General features: G+C 48.0%; 23 protein-coding genes and 1 tRNA gene. 6 read left to right on the top strand and 18 right to left on the bottom strand.

The genetic code is table 11. The annotated features are described in order from the left end of the window. Nucleotides 1–4: 4 nt before the first annotated feature. Complete coding sequence (locus tag SD53_RS04970) at nt 5–934, bottom strand: chemotaxis protein CheV (RefSeq protein WP_046519129.1); 930 nt, start codon at nt 932–934, stop codon at nt 5–7. A 152-nt stretch (nt 935–1086) separates the two neighbouring features. Between SD53_RS04970 and flgA the strand changes: the two genes are divergently transcribed. From flgA to flgN, 3 genes are all read left to right on the top strand, one after another. Further along, nucleotides 1087–1782, top strand: coding sequence for a flagellar basal body P-ring formation chaperone FlgA (flgA, locus tag SD53_RS04975; protein ID WP_162198665.1), 696 nt, complete (start codon nt 1087–1089; stop codon nt 1780–1782). A 76-nt stretch (nt 1783–1858) separates the two neighbouring features. Then, nucleotides 1859–2200, top strand: a complete 342-nt coding sequence (gene flgM / locus SD53_RS04980; RefSeq protein ID WP_046519131.1) for a flagellar biosynthesis anti-sigma factor FlgM — start codon at nt 1859–1861, stop codon at nt 2198–2200. Further along, nucleotides 2197–2631, top strand: a complete 435-nt coding sequence (gene flgN, locus SD53_RS04985; RefSeq protein ID WP_046519132.1) for a flagellar export chaperone FlgN — start codon at nt 2197–2199, stop codon at nt 2629–2631. The genes flgM and flgN overlap by 4 nt, the downstream gene beginning before the upstream one ends. A 61-nt stretch (nt 2632–2692) precedes the next feature. Here the strand turns inward: flgN and SD53_RS04990 are convergent, their stop codons facing one another. Then, nucleotides 2693–3148, bottom strand: coding sequence for an LPP20 family lipoprotein (locus SD53_RS04990; protein ID WP_046519133.1), 456 nt, complete (start codon nt 3146–3148; stop codon nt 2693–2695). 155 nt (nt 3149–3303) lie between these two features. On the opposite strand from SD53_RS04990, the gene SD53_RS04995 reads away from it, so the two are divergent. Together SD53_RS04995 and SD53_RS05000 are read left to right on the top strand one after the other, a co-directional pair. After that, nucleotides 3304–4467, top strand: coding sequence for a flagellar assembly protein T N-terminal domain-containing protein (locus SD53_RS04995; protein WP_046519134.1), 1164 nt, complete (start codon nt 3304–3306; stop codon nt 4465–4467). 99 nt (nt 4468–4566) lie between these two features. After that, nucleotides 4567–4641 (top strand) — tRNA-Arg (locus SD53_RS05000). Between the two features lie 35 nt (nt 4642–4676). On the opposite strand, the gene SD53_RS17930 is transcribed toward SD53_RS05000, so the two are convergent. The 8 genes from SD53_RS17930 to rppH all read right to left on the bottom strand — a co-directional run bounded on the left by SD53_RS17930 (nt 4677) and on the right by rppH (nt 11606). Beyond that, nucleotides 4677–5588, bottom strand: coding sequence for a FlgO family outer membrane protein (locus SD53_RS17930; RefSeq protein WP_125060826.1), 912 nt, complete (start codon nt 5586–5588; stop codon nt 4677–4679). Nucleotides 5589–5609: 21 nt separating this feature from the next. After that, nucleotides 5610–6350 (bottom strand): FlgO family outer membrane protein, encoded by a 741-nt coding sequence (locus SD53_RS05010; RefSeq protein WP_046519135.1) that lies wholly within the window; start codon nt 6348–6350, stop codon nt 5610–5612. 3 nt (nt 6351–6353) lie between these two features. Then, a complete protein-coding gene (locus tag SD53_RS18995; protein WP_157850008.1) occupies nt 6354–6503 on the bottom strand; it encodes a FlgO family outer membrane protein in 150 nt (49 codons plus the stop codon). Next, nucleotides 6476–6895: a FlgO family outer membrane protein gene (locus SD53_RS05015; RefSeq protein WP_052749253.1), complete on the bottom strand. Its 420-nt coding sequence runs from the start codon at nt 6893–6895 to the stop codon at nt 6476–6478. The genes SD53_RS18995 and SD53_RS05015 overlap by 28 nt, the downstream gene beginning before the upstream one ends. A gap of 185 nt (nt 6896–7080) precedes the next feature. Then, nucleotides 7081–7914 carry a thymidylate synthase gene (locus SD53_RS05020; protein WP_046519136.1) on the bottom strand — a complete coding sequence of 278 codons (834 nt, stop codon included), beginning with the start codon at nt 7912–7914 and terminating at the stop codon, nt 7081–7083. Beyond that, nucleotides 7911–8741 (bottom strand): prolipoprotein diacylglyceryl transferase, encoded by an 831-nt coding sequence (lgt, locus tag SD53_RS05025; RefSeq protein ID WP_046519137.1) that lies wholly within the window; start codon nt 8739–8741, stop codon nt 7911–7913. Before lgt ends, SD53_RS05020 begins: the two co-directional genes overlap by 4 nt. A gap of 76 nt (nt 8742–8817) precedes the next feature. After that, the gene (gene ptsP / locus SD53_RS05030; RefSeq protein ID WP_046519138.1) at nt 8818–11085 is read right to left on the bottom strand and encodes a phosphoenolpyruvate--protein phosphotransferase; all 2268 of its coding nucleotides are present in this window, start codon (nt 11083–11085) and stop codon (nt 8818–8820) included. A gap of 2 nt (nt 11086–11087) precedes the next feature. After that, on the bottom strand, nt 11088–11606 hold the full coding sequence (rppH, locus tag SD53_RS05035) for an RNA pyrophosphohydrolase (protein ID WP_046519139.1): 519 nt from the start codon (nt 11604–11606) through the stop codon (nt 11088–11090). A gap of 381 nt (nt 11607–11987) precedes the next feature. Here rppH and mutH point away from each other — a divergent pair, with 381 nt between their 5' ends. After that, on the top strand, nt 11988–12656 hold the full coding sequence (gene mutH / locus SD53_RS05040) for a DNA mismatch repair endonuclease MutH (RefSeq protein WP_046519178.1): 669 nt from the start codon (nt 11988–11990) through the stop codon (nt 12654–12656). On the opposite strand, the gene SD53_RS05045 is transcribed toward mutH, so the two are convergent. From SD53_RS05045 to SD53_RS05080, 8 genes are all read right to left on the bottom strand, one after another. After that, nucleotides 12653–13495 carry a substrate-binding periplasmic protein gene (locus tag SD53_RS05045; RefSeq protein WP_046519140.1) on the bottom strand — a complete coding sequence of 281 codons (843 nt, stop codon included), beginning with the start codon at nt 13493–13495 and terminating at the stop codon, nt 12653–12655. The two genes, mutH and SD53_RS05045, sit on opposite strands and share 4 nt — an antisense overlap. Before the next feature lie 116 nt (nt 13496–13611). After that, entirely contained in the window at nt 13612–14988 is a 1377-nt protein-coding gene (dbpA, locus tag SD53_RS05050) for an ATP-dependent RNA helicase DbpA (RefSeq protein ID WP_046519141.1), read from the bottom strand. Between the two features lie 244 nt (nt 14989–15232). Then, the gene (locus tag SD53_RS05055) at nt 15233–16036 is read right to left on the bottom strand and encodes an acyl-CoA thioesterase (RefSeq protein WP_046519142.1); all 804 of its coding nucleotides are present in this window, start codon (nt 16034–16036) and stop codon (nt 15233–15235) included. A gap of 152 nt (nt 16037–16188) precedes the next feature. Further along, entirely contained in the window at nt 16189–17283 is a 1095-nt protein-coding gene (locus SD53_RS05060) for a fatty acid desaturase family protein (RefSeq protein WP_106693131.1), read from the bottom strand. A 7-nt stretch (nt 17284–17290) separates the two neighbouring features. Continuing rightward, entirely contained in the window at nt 17291–18409 is a 1119-nt protein-coding gene (locus tag SD53_RS05065) for a flavin reductase family protein (protein WP_125060828.1), read from the bottom strand. Nucleotides 18410–18839: 430 nt separating this feature from the next. Further along, complete coding sequence (locus SD53_RS05070) at nt 18840–19313, bottom strand: VOC family protein (RefSeq protein ID WP_052749254.1); 474 nt, start codon at nt 19311–19313, stop codon at nt 18840–18842. 239 nt (nt 19314–19552) lie between these two features. Beyond that, nucleotides 19553–19909 (bottom strand): hypothetical protein, encoded by a 357-nt coding sequence (locus SD53_RS18260; protein WP_052749256.1) that lies wholly within the window; start codon nt 19907–19909, stop codon nt 19553–19555. A gap of 132 nt (nt 19910–20041) precedes the next feature. After that, on the bottom strand, nt 20042–20503 hold the full coding sequence (locus tag SD53_RS05080) for a GNAT family N-acetyltransferase (RefSeq protein ID WP_046519145.1): 462 nt from the start codon (nt 20501–20503) through the stop codon (nt 20042–20044). Nucleotides 20504–20517 lie beyond the last annotated feature (14 nt).

Consider the following 20517-nt stretch of genomic DNA (forward strand, 5'->3'; position numbering starts at 1 on the left):
ACCTCTAATCAGTATGCAACCATTTGCGCACGGATTCGGCTAGTTCATCCGGGTTAAATTTCGCTATAAAGTCATCTGCCCCCACTTTCTGCACCATCTGCTGGTTAAACACACCACTTAAGGAGGTATGCAGGATGACATGCAGTGGTTTCAATTTTGGATCAAGACGAATTTCAGCGGTCAGGGTGTAACCATCCATCTCAGGCATTTCGATATCAGAAATCAGCAAGCCTACTTTATCAGTCACTGAATTTTGGCAAGCGGCGGCAGTTTCCTGCAAGTAATTTAATGCCTCGCGGCCATTATTGACCAGATGCATCTGCACCCCTAACCCTTCCAGTGCGCGTTTTACCTGATTACGGGCAACGGCAGAATCGTCCGCGATCAGGATCAGTCTGTCGCCTAAATCTTCACTGATACTGGACGTTGAAACGGCACTGCTGATGGTGGTTGGAGATGGAGAAATCTCTTCCAGAATTTTCTCGACATCAATAATCTCAACCAGCTCTTTATCTATTTCGGTAATAGCCGTCAGGTAACTCTGTTTACCACCCGTACCTTTTGGCGGCGGCATAATAGAGGCCCAATTGATATTGATAATACGCTCAACCGACTGCACTAAAAACCCCTGCACAGAGCGATTGTATTCAGCAATGATAATAAAACAATCTTTGGTATTTTCGATTGCACGACCGCCTGTGGCCAGACTTAAATCAATCACTGAAATGGTTTGGCCGCGAATATGGGCTATGCCTCTGACATACTTGTTGCGTTTTGGAATCGCAGTTAAAGGCGGGCATTGCAGCACTTCACGCACTTTAAACACGTTGATGCCAAAACGTTGACGACCCTGCAGGCGGAAGAGTAAAAGCTCCAGTCTATTCTGCCCCACTAACTGAGTGCGCTGATTGACTGAATCAAGAATACCCGCCATAGAAGACTCCCTTGCCTGATCGAATGGGTGAACCTGAAAAATCGGGAACGATTCTTGCTTTGGTCACTCTAGAATGAAAAATGACTGAAAATTGACATACTTAAGTATGTTATAACCCTTTGCCGATAAAGCATAGCTGAAACCATATGAAAATGTACGATAAATTTTTGAAATACCCGTTGTGTAGTACTTTGATAGCCAGCACTTTTTTCACGGTTTTTTCGTTACAGGCAGCAAGTTTTAGCCCAGCTCAATTGACTGCTGCCACGGCAGATTGGCTAAAACAGCAAGACGAAGTACCAGACGGGACTCAGAGTCAAATAGCCCCATTGGATCAGCGACTCGCCAGCAAAGAGTGCGATCAGCCTCTGCTCTTTAACTTCGCAGGACCGGTAAACAATCAGGCAACAGTACATATTCGTTGTCAAAGTCCACAACCCTGGCAGCTCTTTGTTTCTGTGCGGTTTTCTCAACAGACGGACGCAGTGCTTAGTTTGAGAAATATTCCTTCAGGCAGCTTAATCACTGCCGATATGTTGACAACTGGACAGGCAGATTTGCGTCTTGCCCGGGGTTCTTTGGTTCAAAGCCCGGTTTCAGTGCTGGGGGCCAGAGTAAAAAGAAGCCTGTCGGCAGGGCAAGTGGTGACATTGCAGGATCTTTGTCTTGTATGTAAGGGCGATATAGTTACAATTAGTGGTTTGAATAACGGCCTGGAAGTGAAAACTGCAGGCATAGCACAAATGGATGGCATTTTAGGTGACCAGATCCGCGTCAGCAACAGGCAATCCAACCGTATCGTTGTTGCTGAAGTGGTAGCAGTGAAAAAAGTTGCAATAAAATTTTAAATAATGCCTAAAGTTTTATCAGTCGATGCCGTTATACAAAGTAAGAGATCCGAAACCGGATGCAGAGGATAGAAAAATGGCGATTAATGTAAACACTGGCCAGCCAGTCACCCCACAAGTGAAGACGGACAAGGCCGAACAGCAAAATATTCAAAAACAGCAAGTTGCACAGCAGCAGGCGGTTCAGCAGCAAAGCACAACAGGTGTTGCGGCACAAAAACAAGATTCAGTTTCACTGACATCTCAAGCTCAGCAATTTAACAAGGCGCAGGAAAAGGCCAAAGCGAGCTCAGGTATTGATCAGGAAAAAGTGGATAAGATCAAACAAGAGATCTCTGAAGGCAAATATAAAGTGAATGTGGAACAACTGGCTCGTCGTATCGTCCAGTTTGAAGGCGAGTTTTTTGGTAAAAAATGAGTAACGCCTACTCTTCTATCCTCACTTTATTAAACGAGCAAGAGCAGCACCTGGATGTGCTGCTTTTGTTGCTTCACAGGGAACTGGACGCCATCCGGACCCGTGATGTTGAAACATTAAAAACCAATACCGACGAAAAAATTCAAATTCTTGATTTGGTTCAGGCAACAGATGAGCAGTTAACCGCATCACCTGAACTTGACGCAGCCAAACAACAGGACTGGTTTAAAGCACATTTGCAACGTCTTGAAGAGAAACTGGCTCAGTGCAAATTCCAGAATCAGGTCAATAGCCAAAGTGTAGAGCAAAGCCAGTTGGTCATTGAGCGCTTTAAAACTGAACTGCTGCAAAGCCGTGGTCGTGCAGGTTTAACCTACACCAGTAAAGGCAAAGCAGCCCAGGTCGATAAAGGCCCAGGTATAAAAGCCTGAGCTATTTCTTCAACAAAAAAACCGTCTAATGACGGTTTCTTTAGTTCTCAGCTTTATGCTATCAGTAGTACTTCACATTTTTTATCCGACGGGTTGGCTGACTATTTAAATACAAATCATAGACTTGTTTAAAGTCCAGCTCTAACTCTGTCGCATAAACATCCCCAACCGGATAAGCTTTCACCACACGGGCCCCCCGGATAATACCGCTGACCGATGAGGTTAATTGATCATTCCCCACCATCATCTGCTGCATATTTGCCTTAGCGTCAATTCTTTGGCCATAAACCTGCTCCGCCAGTTCTCTGTAAGCCTCCAGTTTGGAGGCTTTCATCGCCATCAGCATACGCTCTTGTTCGGTGGCGCCCGGTTGTTGGCTCAGCGGAGCATAGCCTACCGCTTTTAATATCGGAAAACGCTGTGGCTCTACCGTCTCCCATTCCACATGACGGTCTGCCACCAGACTGCAGCCGGGTAATAAAGTCAGCAACAAGGCGCTGATGGTCAATTTGTTCATAATGGCGTGCCTCTGCCCATTTAGCTTCAACTCAGTACTGACCACAGATAATGCACAATTCGTGCCTGTTCTTTATTTTTTGTTTTTGGTTTGATTCTTAAATTCAGGCATAGCTTTTGCTACTGTAGTGTTAATCAAGTTATAGAGGGTTTGTCATGCGTCTAACTGCGTTTCGCCTGTCACTGTTGGCGCTGCCGCTGTATTGCAGCTATGCCAATGCAGATTGGTATGAGGCTACGGGCCAGGCTGTGTTGCGCTCTGGCGACTCTGCAGCAGCCAGAGCTGCGGCCACTGAAGATGCGGTGCGTAAAGCCCTGTTGTATTCAGGAGCGTCGATCCGCACAGTGCAGCAGGTCACCGACGGTTTATTGACTCAGGAATCGATGTTTTTACAAACTCAGGGCGAGGTACACAATGTCCAGATCGTCTCTGAGACAGAAGAAAATGGTTATATCAACGTCACGATCCGGGCTGATATCTATCCGGATCAAAACCAATGTGCCAATCTGCAATTAAAGAAAGAATTGTTGGTCAGCCCGTTTTTTATCGAAAACAGAGAACAAGCCATCGTAGGACAGCTCTACGAGCTGGATGAGGCCAGTACCACTGTGTTTATCCAGAAACTGGAAGAGTCTTCAGGCTCAAGTCTGATTAAGTTATTGCCTCAGTCCATCCGGCAACAAGAGTTGAGTTATGCCGACCGTGGTGCTTTACAGCGTAATTACGGTGGCCGTTACTTGCTCAAAGCCAGTCTTGGCGATGTCTCGCTGGGCGAGCGTGTCGGTACCAATTGGTCGTTTTGGTCCGATCAGGACAGAGAACGTTTTTATCAGCTGCAACTGGAACTGTCGGATATTCAGGAGCAGAAAGTGTTATTTAGCCAAAAATATCAGACCTCTGCCGTTTGGGGCTTTAACAGCACAACAGTGATCAGCCCAAAAACCCAGCGTTTCTGGCAAACTGACTACGGTAAATCCATAGAGCGGGTATTAAATGCTGCAGCTCAAGATGTGGAAGAAGCGTTGCGCTGTGAAACTATACTGGCGGATATTACCCTGGTACAACAACATAAAGTCTTGCTTAATCTTGGCAGTAGACAAGGTTTAAAACTCGGAGACGAGCTGACCATTTTGTTTCGCCGTCAGCACAAAGACAGTTTTGGCCAATTGCAGGATCAACTGACAGTCAGCGAGCTGAAAGTAAAGATCACAGAGCTGAATCATAAAAATGCCTGGGCAGAAAGTATCAATATGGAGCTGTTGGCGAATGTTCAGGTAGGCGACGCTGCCACCTTAATCAATGACAAGGAACAGCAGTAACCGCAGAAAAACACGCAAGATTGTTTAATAAAGAACCTGTTGATTCAACTGCAGTTCACAGCATTCATCCACTGTGCTAGTTTAACACCTGCAACAATTCGCCTCATAGTTAAATGGATATAACGGCCCCCTCCTAAGGGGCAGTTACAGGTTCGATTCCTGTTGGGGCGGCCATTGAGCCACTGCGCCGTGTTGTGACCTTTAGCAGGTTACAGTTGTTGTAAAACCAAAGCAGGGATCAAGGTGCTGGCAGAGCTAATCACCACGTTATCTCTGGTCGACACGACTCTGCTGGTAATTTGTAAACCACGGCGTGTTGGCGTCATAGTGCCGGTCAACACATAGTCCATCCCCTGGGGATTTCTGAGCTTTGATGTAGTGCGGGATAAAGACAAATCCCCCGTTGGCCCTACGGTAATATGTTTAGTGAGCTTGTATTCAATGACCGCAGCTCCATAGCCGGGCAACACAGTACTCAACTCTTCAGCCAGTTGATTGCCTATTGCACTGGTTTGCTCAAGCTGAGAGTCAAAAAGCACAAAACTTGCCACTCCGACCTTCACACCTTGTAATTGTTGATTGCCTGCCAGTTTAAAAGCCAACTGAGCCACATAGTCACTCAAAGATTTACGACTTTGCTGAAATACAGCAGCGCTTTGATAGGACTCTGGCTGCGCACCTGCCGCCGCCAATTCAGATGGCAAAGTTCTGCGCTTCATTTGTTTGATTGCTAAACCTGGAATAGGTTGGCCGTTATTCACTGCGGCACTGTCCAATTGCGAACTTTGCTCAATACCCATGGCTGGTTCAGCTTCCTGATAAGGTTGAGTTAAACCAAACCATTCGGTATCTCTGTTTTGTATCGTCGCACTTTGTGTTTCTGCAGTTTCAGAGGACGAACTGGTCTCGCAGCGGCAAAGCTCACCCGATGCAGTTACGGTCACAGAAGGCTCGGCAGAGCTCTGCTCAGAGGCGCTAGTGCTGTTAGTTGAAGCCGGTGGACTTGCAGCCATTTCACCTTGCTGCGCCGGGGAAGTCGCACAACCTGTCAACCACAGGACAGCAGTGGCCAGTAACACTTTGGTTGATACAGAGATCATAGCTGCATTCGATGAGTTCATAAAAAATCCAATCTTAAGGTATTAAGGAGTTTCAGCAGCTTTGAGCTGCAGCAGAGGCGCACTCTGAGTAGCCTTTAAAGCCTGCACCACGTTTTGTGGAATAAAGGTCTGAGCCGTCGCCAACACCTTTTTATCGTTTACATTGATCATTCGGGCGTTCACTAAAACCCCACTTTGATGACGAACCAGAGTGCCTCCCAACACCACGCTGATGGGGTATTGTTGGGTCAGTTCCAGAAAATCACGGCTAAAGGTAAAATCGCCTGTAGGCGTGACCCGGATATAATCTGTGGTTTTAAAATCTGTCACCGCTATACCGAACTGGGTGGCTTCATGCATAAAGGCTTCAGACAGCTGATTCCCTAACAAATCGCCCTGCTGATAATCACCGTCCAAATAGACAAAACTGGTGACGCCAAGACTAAAAGTGGTGCTTAACACTTCAAGATTAGCGGCTAAATCGTGCATCATGCTTTGGACGTAGTGATTCACTGTCACCGCAGGCTCTGGTTTGTAGCTGGCCGGGTTCATTCCGGCCATACGGGCATGCTGCGCCGTTGCACTGTCGTATGGACTGACAAACAATTGATCCGGCTCCATGGCAGAGCCGCCCTTGCTGTGAGTCACCCGGCCTTGTTGCAATTCGACCTTATTCGCCGGTACAACCGGCTTGCCCTGAGCATCAGTATCAATCAAAGGCGCACACCCAGCGGCACCAGTCGTTATGGCGCATACAACAACAAGCTGACGAAATGTGGTCATGGCTTAGGACTCCGAATTGCGATACAACTTATTATGGCGCAATTGCAACTGCTCGTTGGGCCATAACACAGCGACAGGAATAACACTGGAAGCAGCAGCAAGTACGCGCTGGCTTTTCAGGTCAATTAATTTGGCATTGACTGTGATATGCAGCTCCCCTTCGGTCGATCTCCGGTAATCACATAACGGGCCTGTTGATTCTGAGCTAACTGAGTTACATCACGGCCTAATGAGTTCTCAAAGCCTGAGTGCACCAGCACAGCCTCATTTAAGCGGATCTCGCTGACTTGATAGCCTAATTGCGTCGCGACAGTCTGCATACTCTCCTGTAACTGCAATGAGGCATTGTAACTGGAGTGTCGGCTGCTGTCCGGCGCCATCAGTTGCACGTCAGTAAAGGTGGTCACTGCAATAGCCCCGGATTCCAACGGCTGCAGTTTATAAAATAATTGATCCGCTAAACGCTCGGTGTAATACAACAAAGGCGGATGCTGCTCTTGTTGTGAGAGCTCCGCTGGCTCGGCAACTTCTTGCCCTTGCGGCAAAAAGCTGCAGCTGCACAACAGCAGAACTGTGATAATTAATCCGACTATCCGCACTCTGGCCCCCGATGTCGCTGTCGCTTGATGATCTCTGTTGGATCTACAGCAAAATTGGTGCCAGATCATTTTGACGGTTTTTACCTTGAAGTGGACGCAGTCCAGCCAGTGCGCTGCGCCCGATTTCGGTGTTAGATGGCGATGGGTGCTTTGATCGCCGGATGAGCCACATAATTGACCAGCTCAAAATCTTCGAACCGGAAGCCAAAAATATCTTTAATGGCAGGATTTAGCTTCATCTGTGGTAAGGGGTGTGGCGTGCGGCTTAGCTGCTCTTTTACCTGATCCAGGTGATTGCTGTACAAATGCGCATCACCAAAGGTATGCACAAAATCGCCGGGCGTTAAATCGCACACCTGTGCCACCATCATGGTCAGGAGGGCATAACTTGCGATATTAAATGGCACCCCAAGGAAAACGTCCGCACTGCGCTGATACAACTGGCAGGATAATCTGCCGTCGTGCACATAAAACTGAAACAAGGTATGGCAAGGTGGCAAGGCCTGTTTGCCCATAGCCGCGTTGTCTTTTGGACTGAAGCGGGTATCAGGCAATACTGCAGGATTCCAGCCGCTGACAATTAAACGCCGTGAATCAGGGTTGGTTTTGATGTCATGAATCAACTGACTGATTTGGTCAATCACCCGGCCATCCGGCGTCTGCCAGCTACGCCACTGCGCACCATAAACCGGGCCTAAATCGCCCTGCTCCGTCGCCCATTCATCCCAAATCGTGACTTTATTGTCGGTCAGATACTGAATATTGGTGTCGCCTTTGAGGAACCACAACAGCTCATGAATAATAGAGCGCAGATGACACTTTTTAGTCGTCACCAGCGGGAAGCCCTGACTTAAGTCAAAACGCATCTGATAACCAAACACACTGAGAGTACCTGTGCCGGTGCGATCTGATTTTTTATGACCATGTTCCAGCACATGGCGCATCAAGTCTAAATACTGCTTCATGCTTTACTCTCTTTCTGCACTGGGTTTTTCCGACTTTTGTTCTGACGAATATAGCCCCAACTCATCAGCCCTACGCCTGCAACTATCATCGGCACACAGAGCCACTGCCCCATCGACATGCCCAAAGACAACAGGCCTAAGTGTGCATCGGGCTCACGGAAGAATTCGATAATAAAACGCGCTGTGCCGTACCCCAGCAGGAATAAACCAGCGACATTACCTGCGGGTGGATTCTTGCCTTTGTACCACTGCAATAAAATAAACAGAATGATACCTTCACCTAACAGTTCATATAACTGAGACGGATGGCGCGGTAACATGCCAGCGTTTGGAAATAACACCGCCCATGGCACGTCCGTTGTACGCCCCCACAACTCACCGTTAATAAAGTTACCTAAACGACCAAAAGCTAAACCCAAAGGTAGCAGCGGCACGACAAAATCACCCAGTGCCAGATAAGACTTTTTATTGCGCCAGGCGAACCACGCCATCGCAGCCATTACCCCAAGCACACCACCGTGGAACGACATACCGCCTTCCCAGGTACGGAATAAATACAGCGGATCGGCGATAAAATTATTGAAACTATAAAACAGCACATAACCGACACGGCCACCGACAATCACGCCTAAAAAACCCAGGAACAGCAAGTCACTGACCTGATCCCGGGTCCAGCCAGAACCGGGTTTGTCGGCTTGCCGGTTGGCCAGCCAGTTGGCCAGTAAAAAGGCAATCACATACATCAGACCGTACCAGCGTACAGCGACAGGCCCTATGCTGAAGATCACCGGGTCAATTTGCGGGAATAAAAAATAAGAATCCGACATGAACTATCCTGTAGAAAATTAGAAGTCAGCCTGAACAGAACCATGGTTCAGACTGCATAACGGCGCTGTATTGTAACTAAGCACGCAATTGGTTCAACAGCTGTTTTTGATCAAGGAAACGTTGTACCTGCAGACGAACCTGTTTAGGTGACTGGCAGGCCAGAATTTCCGGCAGCAGCAATTGCAGCTCCGACAGATGAACTCTGCGCAATAACCATTTAATTTTCGCCAGGTTACTGCTGTTCATACTGAATTTGTCATACCCCATAGCCGCTAAAATCAATACACCAGCAGGTTCACCTGCCAGCTCGCCACAAATACTCATAGGCAACTGCAAGCCCTGCGCCTGCAAGGACATCTGGTGCAAGGCACGCAGTACCGCCGGATGCATGGCATCATACAAACCTGCAACTCTTGGGTTGTTGCGATCAACCGCCAATAAATACTGAGTTAAATCGTTAGTACCGACTGAGCAGAAATCAATTTTACGCGCTAATTCAGGCAACTGGTACATAATGGATGGCACTTCGATCATCACGCCAACTTTGGCTTTAGGCAACTGCACTTCAGTGCCGGCTAATTCATCCGTCAGCTCAAAAGTGGCTTGTTTAATTAACCGCAGTGATTCATCCACTTCGGCCAAATCCGAGATCATCGGCAGTAGTATATGTAAATTGCCCTGGCCTATATTGGCTTTGAGCATAGCGCGGATTTGTACCAGGAAAATCTCCGGATGATCCAAAGTTAACCTTATACCGCGCCAGCCTAAAAAGGGGTTTTCTTCGATAATACTGAAATAGGGCAGCGCTTTATCGCCGCCAACATCCAATGTACGCATCACCACGGCTTTGGTCGGGTGTGAAGCCAGCACTTTTTTGTACAGCTCGATTTGCTCCGCTTCGGTGGGGAAGCGGTTTCGCATAATAAAAGGGAATTCGGTACGGTATAAGCCTATACCGTCTGTATAAGACGGCTGCGCACTTTCCAGCTCTATCGCCAGACCCGCATTGACCATCAAACTAAAAGGCACACCACAAGCGCTTTGCGCATTTAAATGCATCTCAGACTGATAACGGGCACTGAGCTGGGCATCTTCACTGATCAGGGCCTGATATTCCGCCAGAATAGGCTCGGCTGGAGCCACTAATATCTGCCCCCGATAACCATCGACAATCAAACGCTGACTTTGCCAATGAAACAGCGGCAACTCGTCCAACCCCATCACAGCCGGAATACCCAAAGCGCGCGCCATAATAGCGGCGTGGGAGTTGACTGAGCCTTTCAGGGATACAATAGCGACCAGTTGAGCCCGCGGAATTTCAGCCAACATAGTGGCGGTAACGTTATCGGCCACTAACACGACTTTTTCCGGTAATTTATGATGACGCTGTTCAGTATCGAGCAAATGATTCAGTACTCTCTGGCCTAAATCACGGATATCTGTGCCACGCTCCCGTAAATAAGGATCGTCCATATCATCAAACTGGCGGGCAAATTTCTCTACGACACGTTTTAATGCGCTTTTGGCACACCAGCCTTCGTGGATTTGCTTTTCAATTTCGTTGCCAAGGCTGGCTGCGTCTAACAACTGATGGTAAACATCAAAAATCGCCAAAGCATCCGGCGGCAAATGCCCGGCCATCCTTTCGGCTAAACGGTTAAATTCGGCTTTGGTAATTTTGACGGCTTTGTAAAAACGCGACAGCTCTTTTTCCGGATCGTCGACTTTTTTCAGCGATATCGCATCAAAGTCACTGGAGGGCTCCAGCACAAAACCTTCACCAATTGCGATGCCCGGCGCACCGGGTAAACCTTGAAGCTGCCCGGTATTTTTTTGTTGTTTTGAATTCTGACTGGCGGCCTGACGCATTTCGGCGTTGACTAACACAGAAGCCAGTTGCACTCCCAATGTCACCAGAAAAGACTCTTCGTCTTCACTGAACACTCTGGATTCGCCCTGCTGGATGGTTAAAACACCAAGCACTTTACGATGATGAATAATAGGACAGCCTAAAAAAGCCGAAAAGCGGTCTTCACTCACTTCTGGAGTGACTTTAAAGCGCGGGTGCAGATGAGCCTGAGCCAGGTTAATCGGCTCTTCACGTTGCCCAACCCAACCAATTAATCCCTCAGAGAACCCAATAGCCACCTGACCGACGGCTTCAGGATTTAAGCCATCTGTAGCCATCAGCATAAAATGCTGTTGTTCATAGTCAGCTAAATACACTGAACAACATTCTGTTTTCAGTGCATTTTTTACATTCGAGACTAAGCCAGCCAATGCGTTATTCAGTACCGGCTCTTGCGCCACATCCTGCACTATGCGCCTTAACTGGCTCAGCATTCTTAACCCCTTCTGATTAACTTGTCATTTTTTCCATCTCTACGAAGATACGGCAATGCAATAGGGGCAAACTCCTTCATTACCTTGCGGTACACTTCCCGCTTAAAGGCAACGACCTGACGCACCGGATACCAATAACTGACCCAACGCCAGTCATCAAACTCCGGATGCGAAGTTTTTAACAGATTTACGTCTTCATCCTTACAGGTCAGGCGCAGCAAAAACCATTTTTGCTTTTGCCCTATACACACCGGATTACTGTCCCGCCGGATTAAACGCTTGGGTAACTTGTACCTCAGCCAGTGTTTAGTGACCGCAATAATTTCTACGTCTTGCGGCTGTAAACCAACTTCTTCGTTTAACTCGCGATACATGGCCTGCTCTGGGGTTTCCCCATCGTCAATGCCACCCTGTGGGTACTGCCAGGAATGCTGACCGTATCTCCTTGCCCAAAACACCTGTCCCTGGTGGTTGTATATTACAATGCCGACGTTGGCTCTAAAGCCTTCAGCGTCGATCACAAAAACCTCTAGCTTAGTTACAGCTGTTGTTTCATCGATTCTTTCATAAAGTCACGACTTCGGCAAATTGTATTTTCTACAGAGTTATCCACAATTTAGGTGACTAATTAGCGAGCACTGTGAACTTCTACACAGGCTCTGTATATAAAGCTGTGTATAAGGATGTTTTTATTCTTGAATAACTCCTAAACGCTGGAATAACACTCAAACAACAGTCAAAAAATACTGATAAAAAACATAAGGTTAGCCACTAAAGCCTGCTATTTAAGCAGTGTTACAACTGTGTATAACTCGCTTTGTTTGCTTTTTGAGCAGCAAATAAAAGTAAAAAATGGTAATGTTTTGAAAGACCTGAATCCTTGCTCTGTTGATGATGCATTTATGAGCCTGCCCCCAAAAAACATCGAAGAACTAACTGAACGTTGTAGCCGGATCGCCGGGCTAACCTTAGGTCAGTTAGCAGAGCAATGGCAACTGCAACTGCCCGCCAATCTGCAACGTGAAAAAGGTATGGTAGGGCAATTACTGGAGTTAGTGCTGGGTGCCAGCAGTGGCAGTAAAGCTGAACCTGACTTCCCACATTTAGGCATTGAACTGAAAACCCTGCCTGTGGACAGCTTGGGTAAACCGCTGGAGAGCACCTATGTCTGTGTGGCACCTTTGACTGACGTATCAGGTTTACGCTGGCAAGATTCATGGGTCTGTCGCAAACTCAGTAAGGTGTTGTTTGTACCTGTGCTGGCGGAGCGCGGGATCCCTTTACCAGAGCGCCAGATAGGCACAGCTTTTTTGTGGAGTCCTGATGCACAACAGCAGGCGCTGTTGCAACAGGACTGGGAAGAGCTGATGGAGCTGATTGTGTTAGGTGGCATTGACCGCATTAAGGGAGCACATGGCAAAGTGCTGCAACTGCGGCCTAAAGCGGCCAATAGCAGAGCTTTAACTGCTGCTATTGGCGCTGATGGAGAGCCTATTCAAACGCTGCCCAGAGGATTTTATTTAAAGGCCAGTTTTACCGCATCGTTGCTGGCCCGCCAGTTTGGTGATTAGCCCTGATATTTACTTAACAGTTGCTGATAATCGCCACTATCTTTTAGCTGCTGCAAAGCCTGATTAAAAGAGCTGACCTGCTCCGGCTGTACTGTGGATTTACTGAACATGACATAAATAGGGGTTTCTTCCAGCTTGATGCTGTGCGGCTCAATCTGCTGCTCCAGTCCTTTGCGACGGATAATAGCAGCACCGACAAAACTGTCCTCTAATACGGCATCCACCTGCTCGTCCAGTAATACTGCAATATTTTGTTCACTCATGGTCGATTCAACAAAGTGCGGGCGCATCTGCTCATCGCTGTACAAGGCGGTAATTTGTTCACCGTAATAATAGTCGCTGATCAGGCCCACCTTGTGCTTAGCGGCGACCATTTCTGCAACTGAAGCAAAGTTGAATTTACCCGCATCATCTTTGCGGACAAATAACTGAAACTGTTCGGCACGGTAAGGTTCCGAAAACAACGCAAATTGTTCACGGGCTGGCGTTTTGGATGCTCCCAGTAGCACATCCAACTGCCCTTGCCTGAACTGCCCTAATAACTCTTGCCAGGTGCCATGTTGTAACACCAGCGTACAGTTCATTCGTCCTGCAACGGCCTGCATGATCTCAATATCCAGTCCGCTGGCTTGTTGTTCAAGCCCAACATATTGGTAAGGTTCCCAGGATTCAAACCCCAGCTTTAGCTGACAAGGCGCAACTTTGGGTTCAGAGCTGGTTTCTGCCACTTTCGTGACAGCTTCAGCAGGAGGAACGGCAGGACTTTGAGTTTCAGCAGGTTTACAGCCAGACAACAGCAGACAAACTACAGCGCTGCATAGAAGGTAGTGAACGTTCATAAGCGGCCTCGTTATTTTTTAGTGTCTATCCGCTTTGAGCTTAGTGCATCAGGGCAATTTTTCCTCTTACATCAGATACTTTTTCAATGAGGTCAGAGTCAAGACTCTGACCCTGTTCAAACAAAACGGCAGCGGAATTGACGGCCTTTGATTTTGCCTTCGCTTAAGCGTTTTAGTGCAGCATTTGCCACATCATTGCGAACAGCAACAAAACTGACCATAGGCAGTACATTAATTTTGCCTATTTGTTCAAAAGACAAACCCAGTTCCCCTGTTAAAGCTCCTACTATATCGCCAGGCCGCACTTTGTCTTTTTTACCACCATCGATCATCACAGTGCGCATAGGCGCACGCGCTGGTCTGGCGTCTTTGGCCGGATAGGCAGTGAGTTCTGCCCACTGTGCAGTTAAAGCCAACTGATCTTCCAGTGCCGCCAGACGACCCATTTGTGATGGCATGACCAGTGTTAACGCCAAACCTTCACTACCCGCCCGACCGGTGCGCCCTACTCTGTGCACATGCACTTCAGGGTCATTGGCCAGATCGTAGTTAATGACTAAAGGCAAAGCGCTGATATCCAGGCCGCGGGCCGCGACATCTGTGGCGACCATAATCAGGCAGCTTTGATTGGTAAACTGCATCAGCACACGCTCGCGGTCCCTCTGTTCTAAGTCGCCATGCAAAGGCATCACGCTGTAACCGGCTGCGGATAATTCATCACAAATATCCTGAGTGTCTTTACGCATATTGGAGAAAATCAGCGCAGGTTTGGCGCCATGCCAGGATAAGAGTTGCTTCAACGCTGTAATTTTGTTGCCCGCATCCACCTCAATAAACTTTTGCTCTATATCGGTTTGTTCAGCATCTTCAACAAACACCTGCACAGCATCCGCTTTTAAGTGTCGTTTTAAATCGTTCACTTTTTCAGGGTAAGTGGCTGAAAACAGTAAGGTTTGGCGATCTGCAGGCAAAGCATTGAGGATCACAGCCAGATCATCGGCAAAACCCATATCCAGCATCCGATCGGCTTCGTCCAGCACTAGCGTTTCAACATCAGACAGGTTCAGCAGATTGCGGTCGAGCATCTCCAGAACACGGCCCGGTGTGCCGACAATAATGTGAGCGCCATGTTCTAACGAACCAATTTGTGGGCCTATTGAGACGCCACCGACCAGAGTCAGCACTTTGATATTATGCTGACTGCGGGCTAAACGACGGATCTCCTGTGCCACCTGCTCAGCCAGTTCACGGGTAGGACAAAGCACTAGTGATTGGATGCGGAAACGCTTGACCGCCAGCTTGTGCAATAAAGTCAGGGCAAACGCCACTGTTTTGCCACTGCCGGTGCGGGCTTTGGCCAGAATATCTTTGCCCTCTAGCAAGACAGGTAAAGCCTGCTGCTGAATAGGCGTCATCTGACTGTAACCAAGACTGTCAAGGCTTTGTAATAAGTGGTCTGCTAACGGCAGGGTCGTAAAGGTGGTATTGCTCAAAAATAGGTACTCGCTATGAACACAAACACTGGCACAGGAAAAAGGGCGCGCACTATAACAGAAGCATCCGTACTCAGCGAGTATAAATTTTAAGCAACTTACCCTTCGTACTTGAAGCCGCAGCTTTGTTGACTGTCTGCTTTTATAAATAAGGTCGCCTCAGTCACATAGGACCCTTCCTGGGGACTCCCACACTTGTCGTCGCGCTGCAACATCAATTACTTTGGGTAAGGGCACTTGCTGTTCAGGCAAAGACAGTCACAGTCTGACGGCTGATGGCGGCTAACTGGCCGTCCGGTTGCCATAGCTTGGCTTCGATATGATGATAACCATCAGCGCCGTGTTCAATACTGGCCAGATAACTCCACCAGTCTGTGGTTGACGCTGCTGTGCCGCTGGCCTGATGCGGCTGGATAAACTCGATAGTCCAGGTGAGTGAGCTGGCGGGAGCTGGCTGGTTCAGTAAAGTTAAACTAACCGGAGGCCAGGCATCAACCAGCGCCAATAATTCCAGTACCCCCACAGTTATGCTTTTGCCTTCAGCAAAACGAATACGCCCGCCTAACTCTGTCGCTGTACCGCCAGAAAACGGCATAGCGCCACGACAGATCTGGTAATCAAAATGTCGGGTAAATTCTGGTGCCGGGCCTTGTTTAGGCAATACCATAGCCTGTCCGGCAAAGGCCGGTGCCGGTTCAGCCAGGATCTGAAAGGCCGATGGCCGCTCAGCACCAAAGCTTGCCAATAACACCAAAGCCACCTGATCCTGCTGGGTAATTTCGACCATAGCCTGAATGACCGACTTGCCCTGACGCAAAATACGGCGGGACACTGTGGCCGCTCCTGCATTCAGAGGTGCAACAAAAGATACCGACACTGAACGCAGCGGCATATTTGCCGGTAGTACTGTGATTAAATGCGCCAAAGCCAAAGCAGACGCCATACCACCAAACACAGCGCGGCCCTGGCCCCACTGCTCTGGCACGTCAATCTGTAGTTCATCCGGTTGTCCGACTTTAAACTGCTGCAAAACATCGGCAAATAACATGACTCAATCCTCATTTTATGATCGGGTGACAAGGCAACTTTTTATACCCAATGTAATTGGAGTTGCAGCGCGGCGACAAGTAAGTGAGCCCCCAGGAGCATAGTTAACCTATGTGACTGGGGCGAGTGCACGCCATCAACAAAGCTGCAGCTTCAAGTACGAAGGGTATATGCTGTAGTGGCTTTACCACCGGGAAAAGAATACCTAATAATCCGCGCCACTACTGTGGCGTATTGGCGTAAAAAGCTGCCGCAGTTATAAGCAATGCCATATTTTTTCGCAATAGCCTGCACTTGCGGCGCCACGGTCAGGTAATGCAAAGCTGGCATATCCGGAAATAAATGATGCTCAATCTGGCAACTTAAATGGCCGGTCAAAATATGAAACCAACGCGGCCCGGTAAAGTTGGAGGAACCGAGAATTTGCCGGTAATACCAATGGCCGCGGCTTTCACCTTCGCATTGCGCTTGGGTAAAGGTGTGAACATCGGCGGTGAAATGACCACAAAAAATCACAGTGGAGGTCCATAAGTTACGGATCAGATTGGCCAGCAGATTGCCCGCTAACACCCACAACCACATAGGCCCGGCAATCAAAGGAAAAAACACATAATCTTTAAACAACTGACGGGCACCTTTACCAAAAAAGGCTTTTTTCAACTCGCTGTGATTGACAGTGTTAACCCGACCCGCTTTCTTTTTGCCAAAAAATACCCGCTCCCCTGCCAGCTCATGGTAAGACACCCCCCATTGAAACAAAGTGCTTAACAGCAGATAGGTGACCAACTGCCATAAGTTACGCAACCGCCAGCGAAAGTCATTACTCAGGCGCAATAAGCCATAACCAAAATCACGGTCTTTGCCGATGATATTGGTGTAAGTGTGATGTTCAAAATTGTGGGTGCGTTGCCAGGAAGCAGCGTCACAGGCAATGTCCCACTCAAAACGTTTTGAGTGCAGCACAGGGTCATTCATCCAGTCGTACTGGCCATGCAAAACGTTATGACCTATTTCCATATTGTCGAGAATTTTGGCCAGTGCCAACAGAGCAACACCGAATACCCACAACCAGGGCGTAACAAAACCCAACACCATCAGAATGCGGCCGGAAATAGCGCTTAAGCGCTGCGTCAGCAGCATACGGCGTATGTAGCGTGCTTCTTTGTCACCCAATTGGTTCATCACATTGGCTTTCACCTGGTCCAGCTCAGCAGCCAGTTCGGATAATTGTTGTTCTGTAAGTTTCATCTTGATCCTATAACTCAATCTGCAGATCGCTGTGTGCAGCACTAATACACAACTGAATTTGTTCAGGGCCATCGCCTGAAATCTGCCCGGTACGCAAATTCAGCACCTGGCCTGATTTTTTTTGACAAACACACTGATAACAAACACCAATACGGCAACCAAAACGTGGTGCCAGGCCCTGCTGCTCCGCAAGTTGCAATAAAGATACTCCAGCAGTAGCTTGCAGTTTGTTGACCCGGCCCTGTTGCAAAACCAAGGCTTGTTTAACCGGACCAGCAGAACCTGGCGGCGCCAGTCCAAACAATTCAGTGTGAATAGCAGCCGCTGGCACTCCTTGTTGTATCAGATCATGCTGATACTGCCGGCTCATCGCCGCTGGACCACATAAAAAGTACTGTGCCTGACTCAGAGAAAAATCAGCATTCGTTGTTAACTCTGTCACCAAATCCAGGCGACCTGAAACTGCGGTCTCAATCAATTGCAATCTGAACAAAGGCTGTTTTGCTGCCAGTAATTTTAACTCGGTCAAAAAGGCAGCCTGACGCGATTCTTTTACGCAGTAAAACAGCACAATAGGTGACGTCCAGCAACGTACACTGCTTAACATCGACCAAAGAGGGGTAATACCAGAACCTGCAGCTACCATCACGGTGCTCTGGTAAGGCGTGCTGTCTGACTGAGGGCGAAACACAAAATCGCCCATTGCGTCGCTGATACTCAGGTGAGTCAACCCGGAAATGGCTGTCGCCAGCGCATTGGTAAACTGGCCCTCTGGCTGAATTCTGCAACTGATACGGATTTGTTTTTGCTGGGCAAATACCGCAGAGGACGAACTGATACTAAAACTGCGACTGATGTATCGGCCCCGATGCAGCAGGGTGACCAGCAGGTGCTGACCCGGAATAAAACCAGACCAGGATGAAGCGGGTTCTAACCAGACACTGAGGATCTGCTCAGTTTCCCAACCAAAATCGATCACGCGGGCACTGTGATAATCCGGATGTAACTGAGGGTTATTCCAGCGCAGCAAGGGCTTTAAGTAATACCCCAGCTTGGGTTGATTCGCCAGCATTAAACTAAATTGACGGTAGAGGCGCTGGCTCCATGACGAGATACTTTTATTCACACTGGTCCTTCCACTTAATTTCAGCGCACAGTTGTACACCAAAAATAAGTAAAACGCTACTTCATGAATTTAAAAACAAGATGAAAAAAAATTAAGCAATTGAATTAAAACAAATTATTCAGGTGTTAAATTTAAAATAAAAAACACCAATGAGTGAACATCTGTTTTTAATTTAAAAACTCAAAAAAACGGAGGAATTGAATACGAGCCCTTTGTCTTCAGACAAAAGGCGATAACAGAAATCGCACAGTGAGACTAAGGCCAGAGCTTTACATCAGAGCTTTGAGCAAAATCGGTGCGCTGCGGCAGTACCACACAAAATCTATGGCCAAAGAGCACCGGTCAGTTTAAAGAGTGGCAGCAGCGAGAACCAGAATTGCCGTAGGCAAGGCAGATTTTTGAAGGTTTAGTGGGCCTAAACCAAAAAAAGCTAACGCCGCATACGGCAATTCTGGACTCGCCCTTCGGGAGCGCCTGAAAAGCCCTCATTCAGCGTTGTAACAGCTCGAAAGAGCGCCACTATTCCTTCGCTGTCACGCCTTGACTGAGTCCTTTTCAGGCAGCTCTGCTGTTCACTTCTTAAACTAACCGGTGCTCTCGCCTTCATCACAGTCCAGCGTGGCATTTGTTTGACAACAACAGCACCTAATTTGCACAAGCGCTCCACTTCTGCCTGGATATGATCGGTTTCGATATCCAGATGAATATGGCTTGGATGTTCAACTTTTTGCAGCAACAGTCTGGGCTCAGAGGTTGGGTTGTCCAGATAAGCATAACGCTCAGCCCACTCCGGATCAGAAGGCAACTGTGGATAACCCAGCGCCTGACTCCAAAAGTCTGTAGCTGGCTGACTATCATCCACCTGACTGTCCAGAACAAAAGCGGCTAAGCAACTTTTATGCATCCTCTGTTTCCTCTTTATTGTGGCCAGTTGCTGCCAGCGTCACAGTTTTCGATCCAAAGCACATTGTTACGTGAATCGTTATTGATATAAACCTGATTAACAGCAGACTGAGGATAGACCAGACCTTCCCCACAATCCGCACTCTGACCAGGCCCTACCACAATTTTGCTGCCGACCTTTAAGGCACAAGGGCTCATTTGATTGAGCACGCTCCAGTTTGGGCAAATGGCATTGGCCGCTCAGTACTGCTCCGTCGGACCTTCAGGCCGCATAAATGACCACCAACGGCCATATAAAGTGTAACTTTTGGCCTGGTCCCAGACTCTGTAGACTGTCACTGGTGCTGTAGCTACAAACACCTGCCCCATGCAAAGTTGACCTTTGTTTGGTTCACCTAAAGCCGATTTTAATAACTCTGGATCTGAAGTGGCTTCCAGACCCGCGGCAGGGGCTTCAATCTTGCCGACACAGGCCTTATCCTGAACAGAGGTTGCTGTACTTCCAGTGATTGGTGGTGTGGACGGAGGTAAAGTACTGCAACCTGCCAACAGCGACGCCGCCAGCACCATCCATAAGTGGCGAGTAGAAAAACCCATGGGCCAGACTCCTTGTTTTTTAACGTCAACAGGACACCTGACCAATGCGTACACTAATCAGGAACAAGAAGCAGCTTAGCTTAAAAAACGCGCTGCTGACCAGCGCAAAAAACTATTTCAGGAACAAACACTCTAAAGTTCGAGGCGTTTTTCCATAAACACACTTAAAGGATCCAACTGATAAGAGCCAAAAGGTGCTCTGTACTGGTACCCTAACTTTTCATACAAGCCCAGAGCTTCAGGCTGAGAAATACCTGTTTCAAGCCGGGCCAGCAGAATTTGTTGCTGTTTAAGATGGGTCTCCAGCGCCTGCATCAGTTGTTTTGACACTCCACGGCCTCTGAAAGCTTCCAGCACATAAACCCGCTTAATTTCGCCATAACTGCCGTCATCATGCAGTATTTTCACTGCACCACAACCTGCCAATTTGCCATCCAGATAAGCGCCTAAAAATAACACGTTAGGCAAAGCCAAGGCTGAGGGGCTTTCCATATGATTACTTTCAGCAGGGTATAAAGACGCCATATAGACATCGGATAAAGCCAGCAGATGGGCTGCCGGAGCGGATAAAGGGTCAAGAGCTTTGATATGCATACAAAGATTCTGCG

Origin of the sequence: Rheinheimera mesophila (assembly GCF_000986865.1) — a bacterium.
Lineage (GTDB): Bacteria > Pseudomonadota > Gammaproteobacteria > Enterobacterales > Alteromonadaceae > Pararheinheimera > Pararheinheimera mesophila.

What these genes read in the sequence shown, in the direction of transcription:
- SD53_RS04970 (WP_046519129.1), bottom strand. Translation starts at nt 934, where the DNA reads ATGGCGGGTATTCTTGATTCAGTCAATCAGCGCACTCAGTTAGTGGGG.
- flgA (WP_162198665.1), top strand. Translation starts at nt 1,087, where the DNA reads ATGTACGATAAATTTTTGAAATACCCGTTGTGTAGTACTTTGATAGCC.
- flgM (WP_046519131.1), top strand. Translation starts at nt 1,859, where the DNA reads ATGGCGATTAATGTAAACACTGGCCAGCCAGTCACCCCACAAGTGAAG.
- flgN (WP_046519132.1), top strand. Translation starts at nt 2,197, where the DNA reads ATGAGTAACGCCTACTCTTCTATCCTCACTTTATTAAACGAGCAAGAG.
- SD53_RS04990 (WP_046519133.1), bottom strand. Translation starts at nt 3,148, where the DNA reads ATGAACAAATTGACCATCAGCGCCTTGTTGCTGACTTTATTACCCGGC.
- SD53_RS04995 (WP_046519134.1), top strand. Translation starts at nt 3,304, where the DNA reads ATGCGTCTAACTGCGTTTCGCCTGTCACTGTTGGCGCTGCCGCTGTAT.
- SD53_RS17930 (WP_125060826.1), bottom strand. Translation starts at nt 5,588, where the DNA reads ATGAACTCATCGAATGCAGCTATGATCTCTGTATCAACCAAAGTGTTA.
- SD53_RS05010 (WP_046519135.1), bottom strand. Translation starts at nt 6,350, where the DNA reads ATGACCACATTTCGTCAGCTTGTTGTTGTATGCGCCATAACGACTGGT.
- SD53_RS05020 (WP_046519136.1), bottom strand. Translation starts at nt 7,914, where the DNA reads ATGAAGCAGTATTTAGACTTGATGCGCCATGTGCTGGAACATGGTCAT.
- lgt (WP_046519137.1), bottom strand. Translation starts at nt 8,741, where the DNA reads ATGTCGGATTCTTATTTTTTATTCCCGCAAATTGACCCGGTGATCTTC.
- ptsP (WP_046519138.1), bottom strand. Translation starts at nt 11,085, where the DNA reads ATGCTGAGCCAGTTAAGGCGCATAGTGCAGGATGTGGCGCAAGAGCCG.
- mutH (WP_046519178.1), top strand. Translation starts at nt 11,988, where the DNA reads ATGAGCCTGCCCCCAAAAAACATCGAAGAACTAACTGAACGTTGTAGC.
- SD53_RS05045 (WP_046519140.1), bottom strand. Translation starts at nt 13,495, where the DNA reads ATGAACGTTCACTACCTTCTATGCAGCGCTGTAGTTTGTCTGCTGTTG.
- SD53_RS05055 (WP_046519142.1), bottom strand. Translation starts at nt 16,036, where the DNA reads ATGTTATTTGCCGATGTTTTGCAGCAGTTTAAAGTCGGACAACCGGAT.
- SD53_RS05060 (WP_106693131.1), bottom strand. Translation starts at nt 17,283, where the DNA reads ATGAAACTTACAGAACAACAATTATCCGAACTGGCTGCTGAGCTGGAC.
- SD53_RS05070 (WP_052749254.1), bottom strand. Translation starts at nt 19,313, where the DNA reads ATGCATAAAAGTTGCTTAGCCGCTTTTGTTCTGGACAGTCAGGTGGAT.
- SD53_RS18260 (WP_052749256.1), bottom strand. Translation starts at nt 19,909, where the DNA reads ATGGGTTTTTCTACTCGCCACTTATGGATGGTGCTGGCGGCGTCGCTG.
- SD53_RS05080 (WP_046519145.1), bottom strand. Translation starts at nt 20,503, where the DNA reads ATGCATATCAAAGCTCTTGACCCTTTATCCGCTCCGGCAGCCCATCTG.